Below are 22688 nucleotides of genomic sequence, written 5' to 3'. Positions count from 1 at the left end.
TGGTGTCGTTTCGGGGGGGAGACGAGGTTTTCCTGCCCGCGACTGGACAGGCGGGCCGGACCGGTCAAAGGGAGGATTGTGTTCGTTTCCCATCGCTCCTTTCCTGCGCCGTTACCCGAGCAGGATGCTCTTGCCGGTCGCCGGTTCCTGATCGCCAGTGCGCCTTTTGGGCCATTTTCCCGAAACCTCGCTGCCGCGATCGAGGCTGCGGGCGGCGCGGTGCAGCGCCTCATTCTCAACATGGGCGATCGGTTCGACTGGCGACGCCGCGGCGGTCGGGTCCACCGCGAACCCTTCGACGCGTTCCGGACGGCGCTTCCCGACTGGATTGAGGAATTTACCGACGTGATCGTGTTCGGGGATACCAGCCCCCATGCACGGGCGGTTCTGGCTGCGGCCCGCATACGAGGGCTGGACACCTGGGTTCTGGAGAATGGATACTTTCGTCCGGACTGGATCACGCTCGAGCGCACTGGCGTCAACGCCGAGGGCTGCAGTCCGGCGGACCCCGAGGCCTATGCCAATGTGCAGGCCCGGGAACCCCGACCGGTCCCGGTCGGGCGCATCCTGCCGTGGCACGTCACCCACATCAGCCTCTACTATTTCATCGAACTGATGGGCCGCAGGGCCTTTCCACACTTTCGGCCCGAGTATGACCCTCCGCCCTGGCGGCAGGCCTTTGGCCATGTTGGTCGGGCGCTGAAGAGCCGGAGGGCCGCGACCCGCAAGCGGCTAAGGACGGTCCTGAAGGGCGATCTACCCTTTGCTCTGGTCTGTCTGCAGCGGGATGGAGACAGCCAGCTGGTGCGCCATTCCTCATTGCCGACCAATGCGGCGTTTCTGGCGCGCGTGCTGGACAGTTTCGCCACCCATGCGCCGCCGGAGCTGCATCTGGTGGTCAAGGGGCACCCGCTGGATGCCGGTGTCACCAACATGGAAGCGAAGACCGGACGGCTGGCTGAAGCCTGCGGTGTGAGCGCCCGGGTGCATTATCTGGACGGCGGTGCCCTGGCCGATCTGTGTCGGGCCTCGCGGGGGCTGGTGGTCAACAACTCCAGCGCGGCGCTATCCGCGCTCGGGTTTGGCACGCCGGTCAAGGTTCTGGGAGAGGCCTTTTTCGACATGGAGGGTCTGACGGACCCCCGCCCGCTTGACCAGTTCTGGAGCGCGCCGCGCGCGCCCGACCCGGACCTGTTTGCCCGGTTCCGCACCTGGGTGATCGACAACACCCAGATTAATGGTGGCTTTCACGGACCAGCGGTGCGACGCGCGACCTCCCTGGCCCTGGTCCGGCGATTTGCAGGGAAAGGTTTGCCCTGGTCCTGAGGCGCCGAGCGAAGGTGTGGCTCTCGCGCCACCCCCAGAGCCCTGTCACGTCATTGTCATATTAGTGTCGTCGGAGCTTCCCACGTCCGGCCTAGAGGGAGCCCACTTGTCATCTTTCGTCGCGATTGAGTCCCATTCCGGGCCGTTTCGTGGCGAGTCAGCGGGGATACGCCAGACATGCTGAAGAAGTTCGCCTACGGGGCCTCGGTCGCCGTACTCATGATGACCGCAGCTACCGCGGTTCATGCCCAGGAAACCACCGGCGCCATCCGTGGCACCGTGCTGGGCGACAGCGGCCAGCCGGTCGCCAACGCCACGGTCACTGTGACCCACGTGCCCTCGGGCACCCGTTCGGTTGCCGTCACCGGCCCCAACGGCCAGTACAACGCCCGCGGCCTGCGCGTCGGCGGCCCCTACACGGTCCAGGTTGACGCCGCCGGCGTCTCGGGCACCCGTGAAGTCGCGGCCATCGGCATTGGCGACGCGACCGTTGCCGACGTCTATGTCTCGCAAGGCGGCACCCAGCTGGACGAAGTGGTCGTGATCGGCACCGCCGGCGGCGTCGTGCAGACCGCCATCGGCCCGAACGCCGTCTTCACCGCCGAAGACCTGGCCAACGCCCCGGCCATCAACCGCGACATCCGCGACGTGATCGCGATCGACCCGCGCGTCTATGTCGACGAAGCCTTCGTTGACGCCGTGCAGTGCGGCGGCGCCAACCCGCGCTTCAACAGCCTGACCGTCGACGGCGTCCGCCTGAACGACAATTTCGGCCTGAACTCGTCGGGCTATCCGACCGAGCGCATGCCCTTCTCCTACGACGCCATCCAGCAGGTGGCCGTGGAACTGGCCCCGTTCGACGTCGAATACGGCAACTTCACCGCCTGTAACATCAACGCCGTGACCAAGTCGGGCGGCAACAGCCTGTCGGGCGGCTTCTTCTACGACTACAGCGACCACGAGCTGACCGGCGCCTCGCTGGAAGGCCGTTCGGTTGACCTGGGTGAGTTCGAGGAGACCCGCTGGGGTGTGAACCTGGGCGGACCGATCATCCAGGATCGCCTGTATTTCTTCGCCGCCTATGAGAAGCTGGACGGCGTCAACTTCTTTGACCGTTCGCCGGCCGGCGGCGGTGGCGCCGAAGTGCAGGGCCTGTCGATGGCCCAGTACAACGAGATCCTTGATATCGCCCGCACCGTGTACGGCTTTGACCCGGGTGGCATTCCGGCCCCGCAGCCGAATGAAGATGAAAAGCTGCTCATCAAGCTGGACTGGAACATCAGCGATCAGCACCGCGCGGCCTTCACCTATAACTACAATGATGGCTTCAACATCACGGAGTCGGACCGCGGCTCGGATGAATTCGAATTTTCGGGTCACCTGTATGAGCGCGGTGCCGAGCTGAACGCCTATGTCCTGCAGGTCTTCTCGGACTGGACGGACAATTTCTCGACGGAGTTCCGCGTCGCCTATTCGACCCTGGACAACCGCCAGATCCCGCAAGGCGGCCTCGACGTCGGGGAAGTCCAGATCCGGACTCTCAACGACCATGATGGCGACAGCGTCGACTCGCGCGCCACCGTCTATCTGGGTGCCGACGACTCGCGTCATTCGAACGTGCTCAGCTATGAGACGATGAGCTACAAGCTCGGCGGATCGTACATCTGGGGTGACCATCTGTTCACCTTCGGCTACGAGCGCGAGGACCTTGAAATCTTCAACCTGTTCGTCCAGCACAGCCAGGGCGAGTTCCGCTTCAACAGCATCAACGACTTCCGCAACGGCAACGCCTCGCAGGTCTTCTACGGCAACGCGGCCTCGCTGGACCCGAACGATGCGGCGGCCAGCTTCGCCTACGGCACCAACACCCTGTACGCCCAGGACGAGTGGGTCTTCTCGAACGACCTGACCCTGACCTTCGGCCTGCGCTATGACTGGTACGACTCGAACGACGAGCCGGCCCTGAACGCCAACTTCGTGGCGCGCAACGGCTTTGCCAATACGTCGAACCTGGACGGCAAGGGGCTGCTGCAGCCGCGCTTCGGCTTCCGCTATGACTTCGCCGACAATCTGCAGTTCCGTGGTGGTTTCGGCCTCTATTCGGGCGGCAACCCCAACGTCTGGCTGTCGAACAACTATTCGAACGACGGTGTGACCAACATCCAGGTGAACCGCCGTAACTTCAACATCTTCACCAACACGACCGGTCAGCCGCTGTTCGACATTCCGGACTCGCTGGTCACCGCCGTGACCACCGGTACGCCGAATGTTGGCGTCAATGCGCTGGACCCCGACTTCGACCTGCCGTCGGCCTGGAAGTTCGCCATCGGTGCCACCTACTGGTTCGATGCGCCGGTTCTGGGTGAAGGCGTCCGCCTTGACCTCGACCTCCTGCACTCGGAAACCCAGGATGCGGCCATCATCAAGGATCTGACGCTGGCCCAGATCGGCACCATGGTTGACGGTCGCCCGATCTATCGCTCGATCGACCGCAGCGACCCCGACTGCGTCAATCCGACTGCGGCCGCCTGCTCCAGCCGGAACTTCAACAATGACTTCGTGCTGACCAATACGGATGGCGGACATCAAACGGTGTTCTCGGCCAGCCTGACCCAGTCCTACGACTGGGGCCTGGACTGGACCCTGGGCTATGCCTTCACCCAGGCCGAAGACGTCAATCCGATGACCTCGTCGGTGGCCTTCTCGAACTATGCCAACGTGGCGGTGTTTGATCCGAACAACCCGAACGTGGCGACCTCGAACTATGAGATCCCGCACCGGATCACCCTGCAAATGAACTATGAGCGGGAAATCTTCGGCGACTACATGACCCGCTTCACCCTGTTCGGTCGTGCGAACGAGGGCCGTCCGTTCGGCTTCGCCTTCTCGGGCGACGACGGCGACATCTTCGGCGACATCATCGACAACCGTCACCTGCTGTACATCCCGACCGGTCCGTCGGATCCCAACGTGGTGTTCCAGCCGGGCTTCGACCAGGCCGCCTTCTTCGACTTCATCGACGAACACGGTCTGGGTGAGTTTGCCGGTTCGACCCTGCCCCGCAACGCCGTCCAGAGCGGTTGGTGGAGCAAGTTCGACCTGCGGATCGAGCAGGAGCTGCCGGGCCTGATGTCGGGTCACCGCACTGCGGCCTTCGTGGTCGTGGAAAACCTCGGCAACCTGCTGAACGACGAATGGGGCATCCTGCGTGAGGCTTCCTTCCCGCAATCGCAGGGCGTGGTGGACGTGGACCGCAACGGTGCCGGCCAGTACGTCTTCCAGCAGTTCCTCCAGCCCGCTGGCCAGTCCCGCGTGACCGGTGCGTCGCTTTGGGAAGTGCGTGTGGGCCTGCGCTACAGCTTCTAAGTTTTAGCTGCAGACCAAAGATCGAGGGCGGGCCGGAAACGGTCCGCCCTTAATTTTTTTTTGCCCTACCGCTCGGCTCGCGGAGCCTCGCTGCTTGAGGGCGTATATTTTCCCTACCGCTCGCGACGCGGTCGCTCGCTACTTGAGGGGTTGGCTTGAGGGGGAGGCGGTTCGTGCCTATCTGGTGCGGCCTGCCCCTATGAAGGATGATCCCGGCATGACCGCTTTTCCCGTCCCGGCCGAATGGGCTCCGCACCGCGCCATGTGGGTCGGCTGGCCCAGCAATGCCGAGCTGTGGGAAGACGACCTTGAGGCCGCACAGGCCGAGGTCGAGGGACTGGTGCGGGCGCTGGCCGGCCCGGGGCGCGAGCAGGTGCGGCTGATGGTCGGCAAGGCCGAGGCGCTGGAGCCGGCGCGCACCCGGTTCGCGGACGTGGAGGGCGTGACCGTCATCGACGGCCGATTCGGCGACATCTGGCTGAGAGATACCGGGCCGATCTTCGGTCAGGGTTCGGCCCGGGCGGCGGCCTTCCGGTTCAACGGCTGGGGCGGAAAGTATGAGCTGGAGCATGACGACACGGTCGCGACCCAGATCGGCGCGGCCTCTGGCACGCCGCTGGACCGGCACGACTTTATCCTGGAAGGCGGGGCGCTGGATCATGACGGGCGGGGCACGATTCTGACGACGCGCCAGTGCCTGCTGAACCCCAACCGCAACCCGGGCTGGACCGAGGCGGTCGCCGAAGCAGCCTTGGACGACGCGTTGGGCGCGACGCGCGTGGTCTGGCTGGGCGACGGCCTGGCCAATGACCACACGGACGGCCACGTCGACAATCTGGCGCGGTTCGTCGGCCCGGGGGTGGTCGCCTGTCCGGTGGGCTGGGGCGCGGACGATCCCAATGACGAGGTCTATGACGCCACAGCCCGGGCGCTGACGGCCGAGGGGCTGACGGTCATCCGCATTCCCTCGCCCGGCCGCATCGAGAACGAGGACGGCGAACCCACCCCCGCCAGCCACATGAATTTCCTGATCGCCAATGGGGCGGTCATTGTGCCGAGCTACGGGAACGAAGCGGCGACCGAAGCCGCCTGCAACGCGTTGCGGGTCGTCCTTTCCGGTCGCGAGATTATCGCCCTGCCGTCGCTTGCGATCCTGACCGGCGGGGGCTCGTTCCACTGCATTTCGCAACAGGAGCCGGAATGAGTGGCGAGTGGCGAGTGGCGAGTGGCGAGGTCCGCCACTACCGGGACCTCCTCGTCTGGCAGAAGGCCATGGACTGGGTCGAGGGCCTTTACACAGCGACGCGCCACTGGCCCTCGGATGAGCGGTTTGGTCTGATCAGCCAGGGCAGGCGCGCCGCCGTTTCGGTACCGTCGAACATTGCCGAAGGCTGCGCGCGACGCAGTACCGCCGAGTTTCTGCGGTATCTGTCGATTGCCCGAGGCTCGCTGGCGGAAGTCGAGACACAGCTGATCCTCGCACAGCGCCTAGGCTATCTTGACGAACCAGCGGCAGCGTCAAGCCTGAAAGCCGCCGACGAAATCAGCCGGATGCTTGCCGGTCTCATCACCAAACTGGAGGAGCGCCGCAAATGAGCTCACTCGCCACACGCCACTCATCACTCGCCACTCGGTCCCTTTCCGTCGCTGCCATCCAGACCTCGTATGGCGAGGACCTGCAGGCCAATATCGACAAGACGATCGGCTTCATCCGTGAGGCGGCGTCGAAGGGCGCGCAGGTGATCCTGCCGTCGGAGCTGTTTCAGGGGCCGTATTTCTGTGTGTCGCAGGAGGAGCACTGGTTCGGCACAGCCTGGCCTTGGCGGGAGCATCCGTGTGTCGTGGCGCTGGCACCGGTGGCGGCCGAGCTGGGGGTTGCCATCCCCGTGTCGATCTTTGAGCGCGAGGGGCCGCACTATTTCAACAGTCTGGTGATGCTGGACGCGGACGGGCGGGCGCTGGGGGTCTATCGCAAGAGCCATATTCCGGACGGCCCCGGCTATCAGGAGAAATACTATTTCCGGCCGGGGGATACGGGCTTCAAGGTCTGGGACACGCGGTTTGGCCGGATCGGCGTCGGCATCTGCTGGGACCAGTGGTACCCGGAAACGGCGCGGGCGATGATGCTGCAGGGCGCCGAGGTGCTGATGTATCCGACCGCCATCGGCACCGAGCCCCATGACGATGAGCTGGACACGGCCGAGCCCTGGCGGCGGGCCATGCAGGGCCATGCGGTGTCGAACGTCGTGCCGGTGGTCGGCGCCAACCGCATCGGCCATGAGACGGTGACCGACAAGGGGCAGACCTTTTACGGGCATTCCTTCATCGCCAATCACCGGGGCGATCTGGTGGAAAGTCTGGGCCGGGACGAGGAGGGCGTGCTGGTGCACAGCTTTGACCTCGAGTTTCTGGATCGGCACCGCGCGGCCTGGGGCTTTTTCCGCGACCGGCGCACGGACCTGTACGGCCCGCTGGTCAGCGCCCGTCCCTAAGAGCGCAGGGCCAGCCGCTCGGCCGCGCATGCGGAGTTTTCGAGTGGGTCCGCGCGGGCTGTCGTCAGTTCCGCGCGGGCGGCATCGGCCAGTTCGAGATAGGCCGGGTCGGTGCGGGCGGCCTGCCAGACGGCCTGTCCCAGCCGCTGGCCGGCCGCCACATCCTGCGGCCAGGCCAGACCGCAGATCGACAGGCTGAGGCCGATTTCGCGGCCGATGCGGCGTGACTGTTCGGCGCGGTCGGGGGCAAGGTCGGCCATCGCCTCGGCCCAGACGGTGGCCAGGGCAGCGCCGCCGGAGGGCGACCAGCCGTGGCCGCTGTCGCCTTCGGGCAGGCGGATGCAGGCGGCGCGGTCGGTGCCGATGTCGATGGGGCGGGGACGGGCGGCCCGCAGCCTCTGCCAGACAGCCTCGACGTCGCGGCCCAGGCGGGTGAACAGGTCGGTGACAGCAGGCGTTTCGGCCGCGCCCAGTCGCGTTCCAAGCGCGCAGTCGAAATGCTGGGGCGCGAAGGCCGGGCGCAGCTCGACATGGCGGATGGCCAGGTACCAGCGGTCCGTGCCGGGGGTCTGGCCCTCCTGCGCCCAGGTCAGGTGGTCGGCGGCGAGATCGGCAGAGGTGGGGCCGGGGGCGGGGCGATGCGCGCCCGCAATGGCGTCGATCTGACCCGCCGTGACGAAGCCTTGAGGGGGCGAGGGGGCGGACAGCGACCGAGGGTCCGGTCGGCGCTCGGACAGGCTGCAGCCGGCGACCAGCAGCGGCATGAGCAGGAGGAGGGGCAGGCCCCGCCTCCTCGCTGTCACTGGCCCGCCGTCCATGTGACGGACACGCGGGTTTGGCTGTCATCCGCCTCGGAGGGCTCGGCCACGACCTGCAGGGTGGCGCCGCGTCCCTCGGGGTCGACAGCGGCATAGGCCTGGGTCTGGCCCTGCTTGAGGGCGGAGACGGTCGACAGGCCACTGTCGCGGGCCTTGGCCTGATAGAAGTCGATGACCGCCTCGGGGCTGTCAGAGGTGGTGAAGGTGGCCGTTCCGCCGAGGTCCGTGGTGGGCGCGTCCGACGGGCTGGGCTGGGCCCCCGGATAGGCGGCGGCATAGGCGGGGGGGCCGGAGGACGTAACCTCTGCGACCTCCGCGCCATCCGCGGGTGCTTCGGGCGTTTCCGGGGCGGCGGCTTCGGCCTCGGCGGGCGGGGTGTCGTCTTCTGCCGGGCCCTGACCGCAGGCGGCCAGCGTCAGGCTGGCAGCAAGCGCCGTCGTAACAGCAAGACGCGCAGACATACGGCGCGGGATCGGTTGCAATCTCATGGTCCCGTTCCTGGGTTGGGTCGCGGAATCAGCCTTCTGGCAGACGCCGAAAGGCACGTTGGCGCAGGACGTGGGCGCCATCAAGGCGATTGTTCAGCCGGTCGAGGCGTCGGCGCCATCGCCGGATGACCGGTCGTCGCCGGTGTTGCGGATCGGGCCGTTGCCGGCGGGCGTCTGGTCCGGTTTCGACCCGTTGCCGTCGCGACCCATCCGGGACAGATCGGCATTGATGGCATCGGAATCCGGATCGATATCCGAGCCCGAGGCCGAGCCGCCCCGCAGCGACCCGGCCCGGGTGTCGGAGCCGGAATCGCTGCCGCTGAGGGCGCGGTCCAGATGCTCCTGATCGAGGCTGTCGGACAGGGCATCGGGCTGGTGGCCCAGATCGGTGCGCTCACCCATCGCCTTGGCCTCACGGCCCTCGTCGGTGTCAGGAGTTTTGTCGGGATCGGCCATCTGCGGTCTTGCCTCCATTGCAGAGGTTAAGCGCCGGCAGACGGCCAAGGTTCCCGGAATCGCTCGGGGGCAGCAGTCGGGGCCGATCAGGCCTCGAACAGCTTTTGCCAGCGGCGCTTCTCGCGGTTCTTCCAGGCGCCGCGGTGCCAGGCGTCGGAGCCGATCAGGGGCACGACGGTGGTCGCTTCGGCAAAGACCATCTGCTCGTGGGTGGTCTGGACCTTGCCCCAGCTGGCGGCCTCCTTGAGGGTCGAGGAGGAGCAGGCGCCGTCGCGGACATCGGCGACCGTGATTTGCACGGCATAGCGGTGCATCTCGGCCTCGACGCCGAGGATTTCAGCGCAGACGACCGTGTCCTGGGCGAAGTTCTTGGGCACGCCGCCGCCCACCATGAACAGGCCGGTGACGCCCGCCGCGATCTTGATGTCGGTCAGTTCGCGGAAGTCGGCGATGGCGTCCAGCATCATATAGGGCTGACCGGCGGCCGCGCGTTCCTTCTGGTGCTTGACCAGACCAAAGCCGGCCGATGAGTCGACAAACGCCGGGCAGAAGATCGGCACGCCTTCTTCATAGGCGGTCTGGATCAGCGAGCCGGGCTTTTTGGCGTTGCCTTCGCTGAGCCACTTGCCCATTTCCCAGATGAACTCACGCGAGGAATAGCCGCGCGGCTCGAGGCGGTTGGCGATCTCGAGGATGGTGTGATCGCAGGCCTGGAGCTCTTCCTCGTCGATATAGGTGTCGTAGATCCGGTCGATGTAGTTGTCGCGCAGGACGTTGTCGTCCACCTCGCCGGCGGCCTGATAGTGTTTGAAGCCGAGCGCCTCGAAGAAATCCATGTCGACGATCGAGGCGCCGGTGGCGACCACGGCGTCGATCATGCCGAACTTCACCATGTCGCGGTACACATGCATGCAGCCGCCGGCCGAGGTCGAGCCAGCCAGGATCAGCCACGGCGAACAGTCCTTGTCCTCGATGGCCATGTTGAAGATGTCGGCGGCGCGGGCCGTGTCGCGCGACGAGAAGCTCATCTTGCGCATGGCGTCGATGATCGGCCGGGCGTCGAAGGACGTGATGTCGATGTGCTCGACGGTGTTCTGCAGCAGCTGGGCCTTGGTGTTCGGCGTGACGTTCATTGCAAGGGTTTCCCTTTGGTTTGAGCGCCCGTCGTTAAAACCTTGCCGCGTCGGGACGGAGCGACCGACGAAACAAACTCCGTGTCCCCGGCGCAGGCCGGGGTCCAGACCCTATAGCGCAGAGTCAGGCAATCTGGGTCCCGGCCTTCGCCGGGATAGACGGAAAATTACCTGCGGCGCTGTTTGCGCTGTCCGGCCTTGCCCTTGGGACGGCTGAAACGAACGACCTTGCGGGCCTGTTCCTCGGCCGAGGTGCGGACGGTCGGAATCGACCGCGGCGCCAGACCGTAGAGCGAGGCCATGGGGGCGTCCTCGACCATGGCGATGTCGTGCACGCCATAGCCGTTGAAGCCGGTCGACATGGCCACTCCATAGGCGCCCAGCATACCGATCTCGATATAGTCGCCTTCGCGGATATCGGCGGGCAGATAGAAGGGCCCGGGCATGTGGTCGATGGAATCGCAGGTCGGGCCGTAGAAGCGGAACGGCTTGAGGTCGGTCGAGGCCGAGGCGTCACGCACCAGCTTGACCGGGAAGGGCCAGCGGGAGTGGGTCGCGTCGAACAGCGAGCCGTAGGAGCCGTCGTTCAGATACAGGGCATCGCCCTTGCGCAGTTCGACCTGACACAGGATCGAGCTGGACTCGGCGACCAGGGCGCGGCCGGGTTCGCACCACAGCTCGGTGGTCTCGGAGACCGGCATCTCGTTGAAGCCGCGGTGAATGGCGTCGGCATATTCCTGCATGTCCGGCGGGACCATGCCCGGATAGACCGAGGGGAAGCCGCCGCCGACATCGACGATGTCGACGAACACGCCGGCGCGGCTGATCGAGCGGCCGACCTGGGCCATGGCGGCCTCATAGGCGGACGGGCGCATGCACTGCGAGCCGACGTGGAAGCTGACGCCCATCAGCCCGTCCTTGACCGCCTGACGCACAGCCAGCAGCAGGGACGGGGCCTGATCCGGCGAGACGCCAAACTTGCCCGACAGGGTATAGGCGGCGCCATCGGCCGAGACGGCCATACGCACGATCAGATTGAGGTCGGCGGCCTGACCGGTGGCGTCCAGGATCTTGTGCAGTTCCTCGACGCAATCGAGCGAGAAGGTGCGGACGCCGTGATCGAAATAGGCGCGCGTGATCGCCGCGCGGCTCTTGACCGGATGCATGAAGGCCAGACGTGCGTCGGGGCTGACCGAACGGACCAGTTCGATCTCGGGCAGCGAAGCCACGTCAAAAGCAGTGACGCCCGCCTCGACCAGGGTCTCGACGACCCAACGCGACGGATTCGCCTTCACCGCATAGAAGACGTCAGCCTTTAGATTGTCCTGGAACCAGCGCGCCGCTACGGAAACTGAACGCGGCCGCACGAGGGCGACGGGACGTTCAGGGGACCGCTCACGGACCAGGTCCAGGGGAATTTGGTACGTGCGCAATTCACGTAACCCCCTGCAAATTGTTAACCCAGACCGGCGTTAGCGGCGCAAGCATAGGACCTACGGGGTCCGCCGGAACCCGCGATATGGGGAAAACGCAGTGTCATGTAAAGCGGTAATTTCGTGGCGGTTTCGCCGGGATCGCTTGCAGGGCGGGGCCCGAGACCGCATTCAGGGGGCCACGGGGGCAGCATGAGGGGCATGGACAGATGACGGCCGATACGCTGCGCGACTTCCTGCGCGGACTGGGCATTGCCGCGCTGGCGGGGCTGGTGCTGGCGCTGAGCGGGGCGTTCAGCGACCCTGCTCTGTCGCTGTGGCACCGGATTGCCTATTGGGTGCCGCTGATGGTGCTGGGCGGGCTGTGGGGCCACGTCTGTGGCTACCTGGTCGAGCGGTTCCTCGATCTGGATGACCGGCCGTGGGTAATGGTCGGGGTGCTGACGGCCCTGATGTTCGGGCCGATCCTGCTGATGGTGTGGCTGGCCACCGGCCTGTTTTTCGAGGGGCGGATCTATCCGCTATCGGCCATGCTCTATCTGGTGGCGCCGGTGCTGAGCATCACGGGAGCGATGAGTGCCATCAATGTCTTCATCACCCGGGCCCGCACGGTCCAGACGCACGAGGCCGCGGCCGGCCAGGCGCCGGCGCGGTTCCTCGATCGCCTGCCGTCCAGGCTGAGGGGCGCGCGGCTGATCGCGGTGCAGTCCGAGGACCATTATCTGCGCCTGCACACCGACCGGGGCTCGGACCTGATCCTGATGCGGCTGGCCGACGCGCTTTCCGAGCTGGAGGGGCTGGAAGGCGCCCAGACCCATCGCAGCTGGTGGGTGGCGCGCGACGCCGTGCGCGATGTCGCCCGGGGCGATGGGCGGGCGACCCTGACGCTGGACGGCGGGCTGAGCGTGCCCGTCAGCCGCCGCCATGCCCGCGCACTCAGGGCCGCCGGCTGGTACTGAGCCTCAATCCGCCCAGATGCCGTGGAAGCCGGCGGGCAGGGCCGTGTGCGAGCGCCAGCTGGCCACCGGGCCGTCCGACAGGCGTGCCATGTCCAGCACATGCAGTTCGGTGACCTTGTCCTTGAGGTTGATGGTCGGGCCGACCAGCCAGGCGGCATCCTCGGCGTCCTGACCCGGCTTGGGCACCACCACCATCTCCTCGACGACGTGGTCGGGCCCAAAATCGTACTGGTGCGCCTGACCGGTCGACCAGTCGTGCAGGCCGATGGCTGTGGCGAACGGGCGGTCGGGGCTCTCGCCCGCCGTGTGCAGGCTGAAGCGGCGGGGTTGGCCGGCGCGGCGCGGGTCGCTGCGCGGGAATTCGGCGACCACAGTGGTGCGATCCAGACGGGCGCTGCCATCCGGTGAGAGGACGGCGAGGGCGAGGCGGGCAGGCTCTCCGCCCAACGGCACGCCGTTCAGGATCTCGGTCGCGCCGGTCGCGGCAAAGCGCATGTCGGCATGGGCGCACACATCGAAGCGGATCGTGCCGCCCGCCTCTTCCCAGGCGTCGCCCAGATGGAAGAAGCCAAAGTCGGGCAGGTCGAACAGGCGGCGGCTGTCGAGGTTGTCCTTGTCCAGCACCAGCACCTGGGTGCCGGTTCCGGCCTGCCAGTCGAAGGCGGCCGAAAAGGGCATGGTCTGGCGGACCTGCACCCAGGGCTGGAGCACGATCACCAGATGACGGGCGGTGGCGGTGAAGTCGTGGATGTAAGAGGCGCGCGGCAGGGGGACGACGCTGGCGTTCTCGAGCGTGCCATCGGCGGCCAGACGCCAGACGATGGCCTGGGCCCCGTTCATGCCGAGGTTCCAGATGCGACCGTCCGGCTCGACCCGGGGGTGGGCGAGGAAGGGCATGCCCTTCAGATCGTCGCGCAGGGTGACGAAGCCTTTTGTCTCCAGCGTGCCAGCGTCCATCGCCGTGGGCGAGCCCGCTTCCCACAGCGCCCAGACGTCGTCGCCGACCTTGAGCATGGAGGTGTTGGCGGCATTGGCGTCGTCGTTCGAGCCGATCTCGGCCCGGGGATCGGCCGGGGTGCCGAAGCCGGGCATGACCATGGCGTCGAGCCGGGTTTCCTGACGGCGCTTGGGGGTGTCGGCAAAGCGGGCGGCGAGAGTCGCTTCACCGCCCGAGACGCTGAATTTGCGGATCAGGCCATCGCCGTCGAACCAGTGCTCGGCCGAGCCGCCGGGGCGGCGGAACTTGGCCGGGCCGTTGCGATAGAGGGCGCCTTCCAGCCCCGCCGGAGCCCGGCCGTGAATCCGTGTCAGCCGGTGGGGGGCGATATCCCCCTCAATGTCGCCGGTCACCAGCCCCCAGTCAGAGGTGACGGCATCCTGGGCGGTCAGCAGGCGGGCGGCCTCGGCCACATCGGGGGTGAGGACGCTGCTGCCCATGGCGGCAGCACCCAGCAGGAAGGATCGGCGGGACGGGATCATGGCGGGTCTCCGGAATTCAGGGGTTCGGATCAGCGCAGGCTGATGGTCTGGACGACGGCGCCGTTCACATTGAAGCGGGCGCGCTCCCAGCTGGCGGGGCCCATATTGCCGCGCGCATTGTTGGAGAAGGCATAGGGTTCGACCGGCATGCCAAACAGGTTGGTGTTCATTTCGCCATCGTCGTTGATGTCGTAGAACGACCGCATCGCGTAGGAACCGGGTGCCAGCCCTTCGAAGGTGACGCTGACGGTTTCAGCGGTGACAGGCACCACCCGGGAGGCGACGGACTGGTCACGGTTGTAGCCTTCGCCAGAACTGAACAGGGCCACCATGACCGTGCCGCCGGTGCGACCGGTTTCGAACTGGAAGGTGACGCTGGAGTCCTGTGCCCGGGCCTGGGGAGCGAAGGCGGCGGTGCTGACAAGGGCGGCGGCGATCAGGGCGATACGGATCTTCATGGCGGTCTCTCCGGTCAGGTCAGGAGCGGTGCGCTCCGTGGATGACCAGACCCTGAGCCGGTGCTGCCCGGCCCGCCACTGCACTTACGGAAACCGCCGCGCCGCCTTCGCCAACGGACAGGTCAAATCCGCGCGCGGCGGTTGGCGATACGCGAACGGACAGCCGGTTTCGGGCGCGGTGCCGTCAGTCGTCCTCGATGCGGTCGATGTCGTCGTCGGTCAGGCCGAAGTGGTGGCCGATCTCGTGGATCAACACATGGGCGATCAGGTCGGAGAGGCCGACGTCGCCGCGCTCGCACCACTCATCCAGAATGGGCCGCCGGTAGAGGAAGATGCGCGAGGGCTCGGCCGCCGGTCCCATTTCGTCGCGCCGCCCGACATCGACGCCGAAGTAGAGACCGGTCAGCTCGAAGGGTTCCTCCATGCCCAGCGCCTCGAGCGTTTCGGCATCGGCGAAGTCATCGACCCGGAGGACGACGTCCTGCGACAGGCCGCGAAACGGCTCGGGCAGGGCGTCCAGCGCCGCGCGCGCCACGGCGGCGAAATCGTCGAGCGAGGGGGCGACGGGATTGTCGCTCCAGAGCGAGGTGGGGGAGGATTTGGCAGGGGACAGGGGGTGGTCTCCGGACCGCACGGGCATGGCGGTGCAAGCGGGCCATCTTGGGGTATGGTGAACGAGCGAATCAAGCCGCCGGGTCGGGTCTTTGGCGGAGGGAGGAATGGCAAGCGTGATCGCCGGTGCGGACATCGCCTATGTGGCCACCGTGGGGGCTGCCGGTCTGGCGCTGGCGGTCAGTGCCTGGGCGTGGCGTCTGGATGCCCGCGCCCGTCGCAGCGAGGCCGCGCTGGAAGCCGAGCTTGAGGCCCGCGCCGACCTGATTGCCACCCGCGATGCCTGTCTGGCGCTGATGCGCGAGGTCCGGGTCCAGATTCTGGGCAATGCCGACGGTGAACTGCGGGCCGGTCAGGTGTTCGGCGATCCCGACCTGATCGCGACCCTGACTCAGGCCGATCAGGCGGCGGGCGATGTGTTGATCGCGCGGGTGCGGGACGCCGATGCCGCGCGGCTGAAGGCGCTGGTCCAGTCGGGTGTGGCCTTTGATCTGGCGCTTCAGACCGACGCCGGAGTCTGGCGGATCGAGGGCCGGGCGTTGGCCGGCTCGGCCTGGCTGCGGTTCACCGATGCCGAGATTTCGGCCGGTCTGGGCACCGGCGAGAGTGCCGCGGGCCTGCTGGCCGATGCCTCACCGGTGCCGACCTGGGTCGTGGACTCCACCGGACGTCTGGCCTGGGCCAACCGGGCCTGGCTGGCGGCGGTCAAGGCCGGCAGTCTGGAAGACGCCCTGCAACGGCAACTGACCTTTGACCGGGGGGCCGAGGCCATCGTCGCCGACGCCCTGCGCCAGGGCACACGGCAAGAAGGCTTCCGCTGGACCGCCACCGACGGGCGCCGCAAGGCCTGGCGCGTGCTGGCCGAGCCCAGCGTCGGCGGCGGGGCGGTCACCGCCTTTGCCATCGAAATGACCGAGGCCGAGGAGACGCGCGACACCCTGCGTCGCCACGTCGAGGCCCATGACGAGACGCTGAACCATCTGGCCGATGCGGTGGCCATCTTTGGCCCGTCCAAGCGGCTGGCCTTTCACAATACGGCCTTCCAGACCCTGTTCGATCTGGACCCGGCGTGGCTGGACGAGCGGCCGACCCATGCGGAGCTGCTGGACCGGCTACGCCAGCGTCGGCTGCTGCCCGAGGTGATCGACTATGCCGGCTGGCGGGCGCGCGAGCTGGAATTCTATGGCGCGACCGAGGCCACGCCCGACGACAGCTGGTCCCTGCCCGACGGGCGGACGCTCAGGGTGGTGCGCCAGCCGCACCCGCTGGGCGGCATATTGCTGATCTTCTCGGACATCACCGATGAGCTGAACCTGCGCAGCCTCTTCAACGGCCAGCTCCAGGTGCAGCGGGCGACGCTGGACAAGCTGAACGATGCGGTGGCGGTGTTCGGCTCGGACGGGCGGCTGAGGCTGCACAATGAGGCCTTTTCCACCTTCTGGGGGCCGTCGGCGCACCGGTTCGACCCGCAGGCCGATTTTGAGGTGGTGGCCGAGATCTGTCGCAAGGTGCTGCCCGATGCCGGGCTGTGGCTGGGGCTGAAGGCGCGCGTCGCCGACCCCGATCCCGAGAGCCGCGTGGCCGTCTCGGGCGAGGGTAGGACGGTCGACGGGCGGATTGCCGCCTGGCAGACCCGGCCGCTGCCGGACGGGGCGACGCTGGTGGCCTTTTCCGATGTGACGGCCCAGCGGGCGCTGGAACAGGCCCTGGCCGAGCGCGAGGCGGCGCTGGCCGAGAGCCAGGCGCTGAAGCGGGAATTCGTCGGCAGTGTCTCTTACGAGCTGCGGACGCCGCTGACGACCATCGTCGGCTATTCCGAGCTGCTGGAGGCCTCGGGCGAGCTGCCGGATCGCAGCCGCCAGCATGCGGGCGCCATCCGCATCGCCGCGACCCAGCTGGCGCGCTCGATCGACGATGTGCTGGACATGGCCCAGATCGATGCGGGCGAGATGGACCTGTCGATCCAGCCGATCCGTCTGGCGGACCTGTTGACCGAGGCGGCCGAGGCTGTGCGGGCGCGGATCGAGGGACGCGGGGCGCGGCTGACGGTCAATATCCCGCGCGGCATCGGCGAGATCGAGGCCGATCGCACCCGCGTGGCCCAGGCGCTGGATCACCTGCTGGACAACGCCGCCCGGGCGGTCTCCGAAGGCGGGCTGGTGACGCTGGAGGCGGTGGCCGGCGAGGGCGAGGTGCGGTTGCGCGTTTCCGATACCGGGCGTGGCATCCCCTATCACCTGCAGCCCCATGTGTTTGACCGGTTCGTGCGACGCGAGCGCGGGGGGCCGGGCGTCGGTCTGGCCCTGACCAAGGCGCTGGTCGAGCTGCACGGTGGCTGGGCCGAGGTCGAGAGCGTGCCGGGCGAGGGGGCGACCTTCAGCCTGCACCTGCCGCGCATGGTGGCAGCGGCCCCGGCCGACGGTCTGGAACGCTTTGACACGGCGGGCCCGGCTCACTAACCCGTCGCGGCACCGCTGCCGAGGGAAAGACCATGGCCAGACCGCTTCTGAAGACCGCCCTGATCTATGATTTCGACGGCACCCTTGCCCGTGGAAACATGCAGGAGGTCAGCTTCATCCCCTCGGTCGGGATGGAGAAGGGCGCCTTCTGGGAAGAGGCGGAGACCCTGACCCGCCAGGCCGACGGCGACGGCATCCTGATGTATATGCAGCTGATGCTGCAGCGGGCGCGCGAAAACGATGCGCCGATCACCCGGCGGACGCTGCGCGACCACGGCCATGATGTGAAGCTGTTCGACGGGCTGAAGACCGATCTGACCGGCCCCGGCTGGTTCGACCGGATGAATGCCTTTGGCCGCCACTACGGGCTGGATATCGAGCACTACATCATCTCGGCCGGGCTGGAGGAGATGATCGACGGCTGTCCGATCCGCGACCAGTTCCATCACGTGTTCGCGTCGAAATTCGTCTATGACAAGGACGGGGTGGCCGTCTGGCCGGCGGTCGGTGTCAACTACACGACCAAGACCCAGTATCTGTTCCGCATCAACAAGGGCGTGCTCAACCACTATGAGCATGACCGCATCAACCGCTTCATCCCGGACGCCGAGCGCCCGGTGCCGTTCGAGCGGATGATCTTCCTCGGTGACGGCGATACCGATGTGCCGACCATGAAGATGATGCACACCAAGGGCGGCTTCTCGATCGCTGTCTATGACCCGCGCAATTCGGATCGCGACCAGCAGAAGATCTATTCGCTGATCAGCGAGGACCGGGTGAATTTCGTGGCGGCGGCGGACTACCGCGAGGGCTCGCCGCTGGACCTGATCGTCAAGGGACTGGTCGGCCGGATCGCCGTCAACGCCGGGACCATGCCGGCGGGCTGAGGGTCTGCATCCGATCCGGGCTACGGCGGCGACTAATGGGTGAAAGGGTATGCGGGCGGTGGTCGTCCGGGCCCGGTTTTTGGAGCGTTGCTCATGCTGATCCCCCTTCTGCGGGCTTTCGCCGTCTGTATCGGCATGCTGGCACTGACGGTGACCGCGCCGCCCGTCCGGGCACAGGAGGCGGTGGCCGATGCCGCCATCGAGGTTATGGCCGTGCCCGGCATTCCGCATGCGCAGGTCTGGCGGCTGGCGGGGGCTGAGGCGCGGCCCGTGGTCGTCATCCTGCACGGCGCCGACGGCGGCGATGAGGCGGGCCGGGTGATGGGGCCGGTGCTGGCGCGCCTGGGCTATGCGGCCGTCGGCCTGCCCTATTATTCGCCGGACTGGGGCGACTATGGACCGCCGCCGCAGTTCCCCGATCTGCCGGGCAGCTTCCTCGACATCCGCGTCGACCAGCTGGACGACCTGCGTCAGGCGCTGGGGACGATACCGGGCGTGGATGTTGAGCGGTTCGCCCTGTTCGGCGGGTCCAAGGGGTCGGAGTTCGCCTTGATCGCCGCCAGCCGCTATCCGTGGATCGACGCCGTGGTCGCCTATACGCCGTCGGACGTGGTCTGGGAGGGCTGGGGGCTGGAGGTTGTCGAGTCCGAGGGCACGCGGTCGTCGTTCTCGTTTGACGGCGAGGCCTTGCCCTTCATGCCCTATCGCGGCTTTGTCGATGGGCTGCTGGCCGGGGATGCGGCGGACCTGCGCGCCATCCATGAGAACGGGCGGGCCGATCATCCCGAGCGCGAGGCCGCGGCCCGCATCCCGGTCGAGGCCTATGCCGGGCCGCTGATGCTGATTGCCGGAGAGCTGGACGCCCAGTGGAACTCGGCCCGTCAGGCCCGCAACATCGTGGCTTCGCGCGAGGCGGCGGGTCTGGAGACCGACGCGCTCATCTATGCCGAGGCGGGGCACGACCTGATCGGCGACGGCGGCCCGCGTGACGCGCACCGCAGCGGCGGCACGCCCGAGGCCAATGCCGCCGCCCGGGCCGAGGCCTGGCCGCAGGTGGTGGCCTTCCTCGCCCGGCATCTTAAGCCGTAAGGGGTCAGCGCCCGCCGGCGCGCTGCCAGGCGTCGCGGACGGCGATCAGGCGTGAGGGGACCAGACCACGCAGGGTGGCGCCCTCGCCGGTGCGCTTCAGCCCGGCCTCCATGCCCTTTTGCCAGACGATCTGGACGGGGGTGGCGATGCCGGAGGGCATATCGACGATGAAGGCGTCGCGCGGCAGGCTGACCGAGCGGTCCAGCCGGATGCGCAGGCCCGAGCGCGACTGGTCGATCAGCCGGCAGGTGTGCTCGACCGCAGGAGCGACGATCAGGGCGCGTCCCTCGATCGCGCTGCGGGGCTCAAGTCGACGCTCGATACTCATGCCGATATAGGGCCCGGCACACGGTTTCGATCCAGTTTAACGGTGACATCGGCGGTCACGCCGCCCGCCAGCATGCGCCGGGTGATGCGCTCGAAATACTGGATGAAGTCGGCCAGACGGGTGCGCTCTTCGTCGGGCAGGTCGGCGGGGTCGATGCCCAGCAGGTCGGCTTCCTGCTGGCAGCGCCAGTCCAGCACGACGTCAAACGACGGGGCCTGAAGGAACAGGATGGCGTCGAGGCTGTCGGCGAAGGCCCGGTACGGCCCGGCGACGAACTCATTGATGGCAGACCGCCAACGGCCGTCGGCGTCGCGGGTCTGTTCCAACGCATTGACGGGCGCCTCAAGCGCCGCTGCATCCTCGTCCACGACGCCGAGACACCAGGCGTCGATCAGGATGGCCGAGGGCCGCCCGCGAAACGGACGCCAGCGATCCGTGGGCAGGCGGTCGTCGCCGCGCTTGTCGAAATCGGGCAGCCAGGTGGTGTCGTCGGGCCCGGCCGCCGACAGCTGGTCCATCAGGTCGTTCAGCAGGCCGAGGTCGTGGGTGCCGGGCGGCCCCCGCATCAGGAACAGCGGGTGGACGTCGCGGGCCATGACCTCGCGCTCGACCCGGGTCAGATAGACATCGTCGATGGAGATCTGGGCGGCATTGAACGCGTGGGCGGCGGCACGGGCGAGCGTGGTCTTGCCCGACCCCTGGGCTCCGACGATGGCGATGCGGGCCGGGCGTCCGGCAGGTGCCGCCTCGATCAACCGCCCGACGAGGGCGAGAAGGTCCGGCGCGATCCGGGGACCGGACACCTCAGTGCTGGTTTTCGGGCAGGCGTACGATCAGCCCGTCCAGATCGTCCGACACCCGGATCTGGCAGGACAGGCGCGAGTTCGGCTCGACGTTCTCTGCGAAGTCCAGCATGGATTCCTCCATGGCGCTGGCCCGGCCGGTCTCGGCGGCAAAGTCCTCAACGACATAGACGTGACAGGTGGCACAGGCGCAGGCCCCGCCGCAGTCGGCATCAATGCCGGGGACATTGTTGCGGATCGCGCCCTCCATGACGGAGAGGCCATTCTTGACCTCCACGACATGTTCGGTGCCGTCATGTTCGATATAGGTGATCTTCGCCATCAGGCCGGAGCCTTGGCCTTCTTGCGGCCCGGGGCAACCATCAGCTTCTTGGTTTCGGCGATGGCCTTGGCCGGGTTCAGGCCCTTGGGGCAGACCTGGGCGCAGTTCATGATCGTGTGGCAGCGATAGAGTTTGAACGGGTCCTCAAGGTCGTCGAGGCGCTTGTCGGTCGCGTCATCGCGGCTGTCGGCGATCCAGCGGTAGGACTGCAGCAGGGCGGCCGGGCCGAGGTATTCGGTCTGGTTCCACCAGTAGCTGGGGCAGGAGGTCGAGCAGCAGGCGCACAGGATGCACTCGTACAGGCCATCCAGCTTCTCGCGGTCGGCCGGGGTCTGCAGCCGTTCGGTGGTCGGGTCCGGCTCGTCCGATTGCAGGTAGGGCTGGATCGAGTCGTACTGGGCGTAGAACAGGGTCAGGTCGGTGACCAGATCCTTGACCACGGGCTGGTGCGGCAGGGGGCCGATCGAGATGTTGGACGACGAGCATTCGTCCCAGCCCTTGGTGCAGGCCAGGGTGTTGCGCCCGTCGATGTTCATCGAGCAGGAGCCGCAGATGCCCTCGCGGCAGGAGCGGCGGAAGGCCAGAGTCGGGTCGATGGTGTTCTTGATGTGGATCAGCGCGTCCAGCAGCATCGGGCCGTGGTCGTCGGCCGAGACCTCGAACACGTCCCAGCGCGGATTGGCGTCCTCCTCGGGATCATAGCGATAGACCTTGTAGGTCTTGACGTTCTTCGCCCCCTTGGGGGCCTTGTGCACCTTGCCACGCTGGGGCTGCGACGCACGGGGGAGGGTCAGTTCAGCCATGCTTAATACACCCGCGCCTTGGGTTTGATGTAGTCGATCTCGTCGGTCAGGGTGAAGTCGTGAACGGCGCGATAGTCGATCTTCACCCGCTGGCCCGGGGTCTTCCAGGCCAGGGTGTGCTTCATCCAGTTCACGTCATCGCGGTCGGGGAAGTCCTCACGCGCATGGGCGCCGCGGCTTTCCTTGCGGTTGGCCGCGCTTTCGATGGTGACGGCGGCCTGGGCGATCAGATTGTCGTATTCTAGGGTCTCGATCAGGTCGGTGTTCCAGATCATGCCGCGGTCGGTGACGCGGATGTCGCCGATGGCATCGTCGATGGCGCGCAGCTTGGCCACGCCCTCGTCCAGCGTCTTGCCGGTGCGGAAGACGGCGGCGTCGGACTGCATGGCGCGCTGCATGCTGAGGCGCAGCTCGGCGGTCGGCGTCGAGCCCGAGGCGTTGCGGAACCGGTCCAGACGGGCGACGTGGGCGTCGGTCGCCGAGGCCGGGGCGTCGGGCACCTTCGAGGCCTTGTCGACCACTTCACCGGCGCGCAGGCCGGCGGCGCGGCCGAACACCACCAGATCGGTCAGGGAATTGGAGCCAAGACGGTTGGCGCCGTGCACCGAGACGCAGGCGGCCTCGCCCACGGCCATCAGGCCCGGGACCACGACACTGCCGTCGTCGCCGGCCTTGGTCAGGACCTCGCCGTGATAGTTCGTGGGAATGCCGCCCATATTGTAGTGGACCGTCGGCAGCACCGGGATCGGGGCCCTGGTCACATCGACCCCGGCAAAGATCTTGGCCGATTCGGAGATGCCGGGCAGGCGCTGGTGCAGGACCTTGGGGTCCAGGTGGTCGAGGTGCAGGAAGATGTGGTCCTTGTTCGGGCCCACGCCGCGCCCTTCGCGAATTTCGATGGTCATGGAGCGGCTGACCACGTCGCGGCTGGCCAGATCCTTGGCCGAGGGGGCATAGCGCTCCATGAAGCGCTCACC

Annotated in this window: 22 protein-coding genes; 9 read left to right on the top strand and 13 right to left on the bottom strand. The window is 67.2% G+C overall.

The window, feature by feature from the left end; translation table 11 throughout:
* Positions 1–219: 219 nt before the first annotated feature.
* The 5 genes from B4K74_RS11030 (at position 220) to aguB (ending at position 7184) form a co-directional block, all read left to right on the top strand.
* A complete protein-coding gene (locus tag B4K74_RS11030) occupies positions 220–1326 on the top strand; it encodes a capsular biosynthesis protein (RefSeq protein ID WP_286692966.1) in 1107 nt (368 codons plus the stop codon).
* A 177-nt stretch (positions 1327–1503) separates the two neighbouring features.
* Positions 1504–4692: a TonB-dependent receptor gene (locus B4K74_RS11025; RefSeq protein WP_286692965.1), complete on the top strand. Its 3189-nt coding sequence runs from the start codon at positions 1504–1506 to the stop codon at positions 4690–4692.
* A 217-nt stretch (positions 4693–4909) separates the two neighbouring features.
* Positions 4910–5896 (top strand): agmatine deiminase family protein, encoded by a 987-nt coding sequence (locus B4K74_RS11020; protein WP_286692964.1) that lies wholly within the window; start codon positions 4910–4912, stop codon positions 5894–5896.
* Positions 5893–6288: a four helix bundle protein gene (locus tag B4K74_RS11015; protein WP_286692963.1), complete on the top strand. Its 396-nt coding sequence runs from the start codon at positions 5893–5895 to the stop codon at positions 6286–6288. Before B4K74_RS11020 ends, B4K74_RS11015 begins: the two co-directional genes overlap by 4 nt.
* Positions 6285–7184, top strand: coding sequence for an N-carbamoylputrescine amidase (aguB, locus tag B4K74_RS11010; RefSeq protein ID WP_286692962.1), 900 nt, complete (start codon positions 6285–6287; stop codon positions 7182–7184). Before B4K74_RS11015 ends, aguB begins: the two co-directional genes overlap by 4 nt.
* On the opposite strand, the gene B4K74_RS11005 is transcribed toward aguB, so the two are convergent.
* From B4K74_RS11005 to B4K74_RS10985, 5 genes are all read right to left on the bottom strand, one after another.
* Positions 7181–7948, bottom strand: a complete 768-nt coding sequence (locus B4K74_RS11005; protein WP_286692961.1) for a PA-phosphatase — start codon at positions 7946–7948, stop codon at positions 7181–7183. The genes aguB and B4K74_RS11005 overlap by 4 nt on opposite strands.
* Before the next feature lie 35 nt (positions 7949–7983).
* Positions 7984–8490 (bottom strand): hypothetical protein, encoded by a 507-nt coding sequence (locus B4K74_RS11000; RefSeq protein WP_286692960.1) that lies wholly within the window; start codon positions 8488–8490, stop codon positions 7984–7986.
* A 93-nt stretch (positions 8491–8583) separates the two neighbouring features.
* Complete coding sequence (locus B4K74_RS10995; RefSeq protein WP_286692959.1) at positions 8584–8946, bottom strand: ribonuclease; 363 nt, start codon at positions 8944–8946, stop codon at positions 8584–8586.
* Between the two features lie 86 nt (positions 8947–9032).
* Positions 9033–10079 (bottom strand): 1,9-bis(guanidino)-5-aza-nonane synthase, encoded by a 1047-nt coding sequence (locus B4K74_RS10990; protein WP_286692958.1) that lies wholly within the window; start codon positions 10077–10079, stop codon positions 9033–9035.
* A 167-nt stretch (positions 10080–10246) separates the two neighbouring features.
* Entirely contained in the window at positions 10247–11512 is a 1266-nt protein-coding gene (locus tag B4K74_RS10985) for a type III PLP-dependent enzyme (protein ID WP_286692957.1), read from the bottom strand.
* Positions 11513–11721: 209 nt separating this feature from the next.
* Between B4K74_RS10985 and B4K74_RS10980 the strand changes: the two genes are divergently transcribed.
* Positions 11722–12471 carry a LytTR family DNA-binding domain-containing protein gene (locus B4K74_RS10980; RefSeq protein WP_286692956.1) on the top strand — a complete coding sequence of 250 codons (750 nt, stop codon included), beginning with the start codon at positions 11722–11724 and terminating at the stop codon, positions 12469–12471.
* 3 nt (positions 12472–12474) lie between these two features.
* On the opposite strand, the gene B4K74_RS10975 is transcribed toward B4K74_RS10980, so the two are convergent.
* The 3 genes from B4K74_RS10975 to B4K74_RS10965 form a co-directional block, all read right to left on the bottom strand.
* Positions 12475–13950 carry a carotenoid oxygenase family protein gene (locus B4K74_RS10975; RefSeq protein ID WP_286692955.1) on the bottom strand — a complete coding sequence of 492 codons (1476 nt, stop codon included), beginning with the start codon at positions 13948–13950 and terminating at the stop codon, positions 12475–12477.
* Between the two features lie 29 nt (positions 13951–13979).
* Positions 13980–14408: a DUF2141 domain-containing protein gene (locus B4K74_RS10970; protein ID WP_286692954.1), complete on the bottom strand. Its 429-nt coding sequence runs from the start codon at positions 14406–14408 to the stop codon at positions 13980–13982.
* 184 nt (positions 14409–14592) lie between these two features.
* Positions 14593–15048, bottom strand: coding sequence for a metallopeptidase family protein (locus B4K74_RS10965; protein WP_123287967.1), 456 nt, complete (start codon positions 15046–15048; stop codon positions 14593–14595).
* Between the two features lie 79 nt (positions 15049–15127).
* On the opposite strand from B4K74_RS10965, the gene B4K74_RS10960 reads away from it, so the two are divergent.
* The 3 genes from B4K74_RS10960 (at position 15128) to B4K74_RS10950 (ending at position 19455) form a co-directional block, all read left to right on the top strand.
* The gene (locus B4K74_RS10960) at positions 15128–17479 is read left to right on the top strand and encodes a sensor histidine kinase (protein ID WP_286692953.1); all 2352 of its coding nucleotides are present in this window, start codon (positions 15128–15130) and stop codon (positions 17477–17479) included.
* 32 nt (positions 17480–17511) lie between these two features.
* A complete protein-coding gene (locus B4K74_RS10955; RefSeq protein ID WP_123287969.1) occupies positions 17512–18366 on the top strand; it encodes a haloacid dehalogenase-like hydrolase in 855 nt (284 codons plus the stop codon).
* A gap of 93 nt (positions 18367–18459) precedes the next feature.
* A complete protein-coding gene (locus tag B4K74_RS10950; RefSeq protein WP_123287970.1) occupies positions 18460–19455 on the top strand; it encodes an alpha/beta hydrolase family protein in 996 nt (331 codons plus the stop codon).
* A gap of 4 nt (positions 19456–19459) precedes the next feature.
* On the opposite strand, the gene B4K74_RS10945 is transcribed toward B4K74_RS10950, so the two are convergent.
* The 5 genes from B4K74_RS10945 to B4K74_RS10925 all read right to left on the bottom strand — a co-directional run.
* Positions 19460–19783: a PilZ domain-containing protein gene (locus tag B4K74_RS10945; RefSeq protein WP_286692952.1), complete on the bottom strand. Its 324-nt coding sequence runs from the start codon at positions 19781–19783 to the stop codon at positions 19460–19462.
* A complete protein-coding gene (locus B4K74_RS10940) occupies positions 19780–20586 on the bottom strand; it encodes a kinase (RefSeq protein ID WP_286692951.1) in 807 nt (268 codons plus the stop codon). The genes B4K74_RS10945 and B4K74_RS10940 overlap by 4 nt, the downstream gene beginning before the upstream one ends.
* A 1-nt stretch (position 20587) precedes the next feature.
* Positions 20588–20908, bottom strand: a complete 321-nt coding sequence (locus B4K74_RS10935; protein ID WP_286692950.1) for a 2Fe-2S iron-sulfur cluster-binding protein — start codon at positions 20906–20908, stop codon at positions 20588–20590.
* The gene (locus B4K74_RS10930; protein ID WP_286692949.1) at positions 20908–21711 is read right to left on the bottom strand and encodes a succinate dehydrogenase iron-sulfur subunit; all 804 of its coding nucleotides are present in this window, start codon (positions 21709–21711) and stop codon (positions 20908–20910) included. The genes B4K74_RS10935 and B4K74_RS10930 overlap by 1 nt, the downstream gene beginning before the upstream one ends.
* A gap of 2 nt (positions 21712–21713) precedes the next feature.
* The coding region (locus B4K74_RS10925; protein WP_286692948.1) for an FAD-binding protein at positions 21714–22688 on the bottom strand (975 nt) is incomplete at its 5' end.

The organism is Brevundimonas sp. UBA2503 (genome assembly GCF_002341485.1).
In the GTDB taxonomy this organism is placed as follows: Bacteria; Pseudomonadota; Alphaproteobacteria; order Caulobacterales; family Caulobacteraceae; genus Brevundimonas; species Brevundimonas halotolerans.
This window is presented reverse-complemented; position numbering and strand designations above follow the sequence as displayed.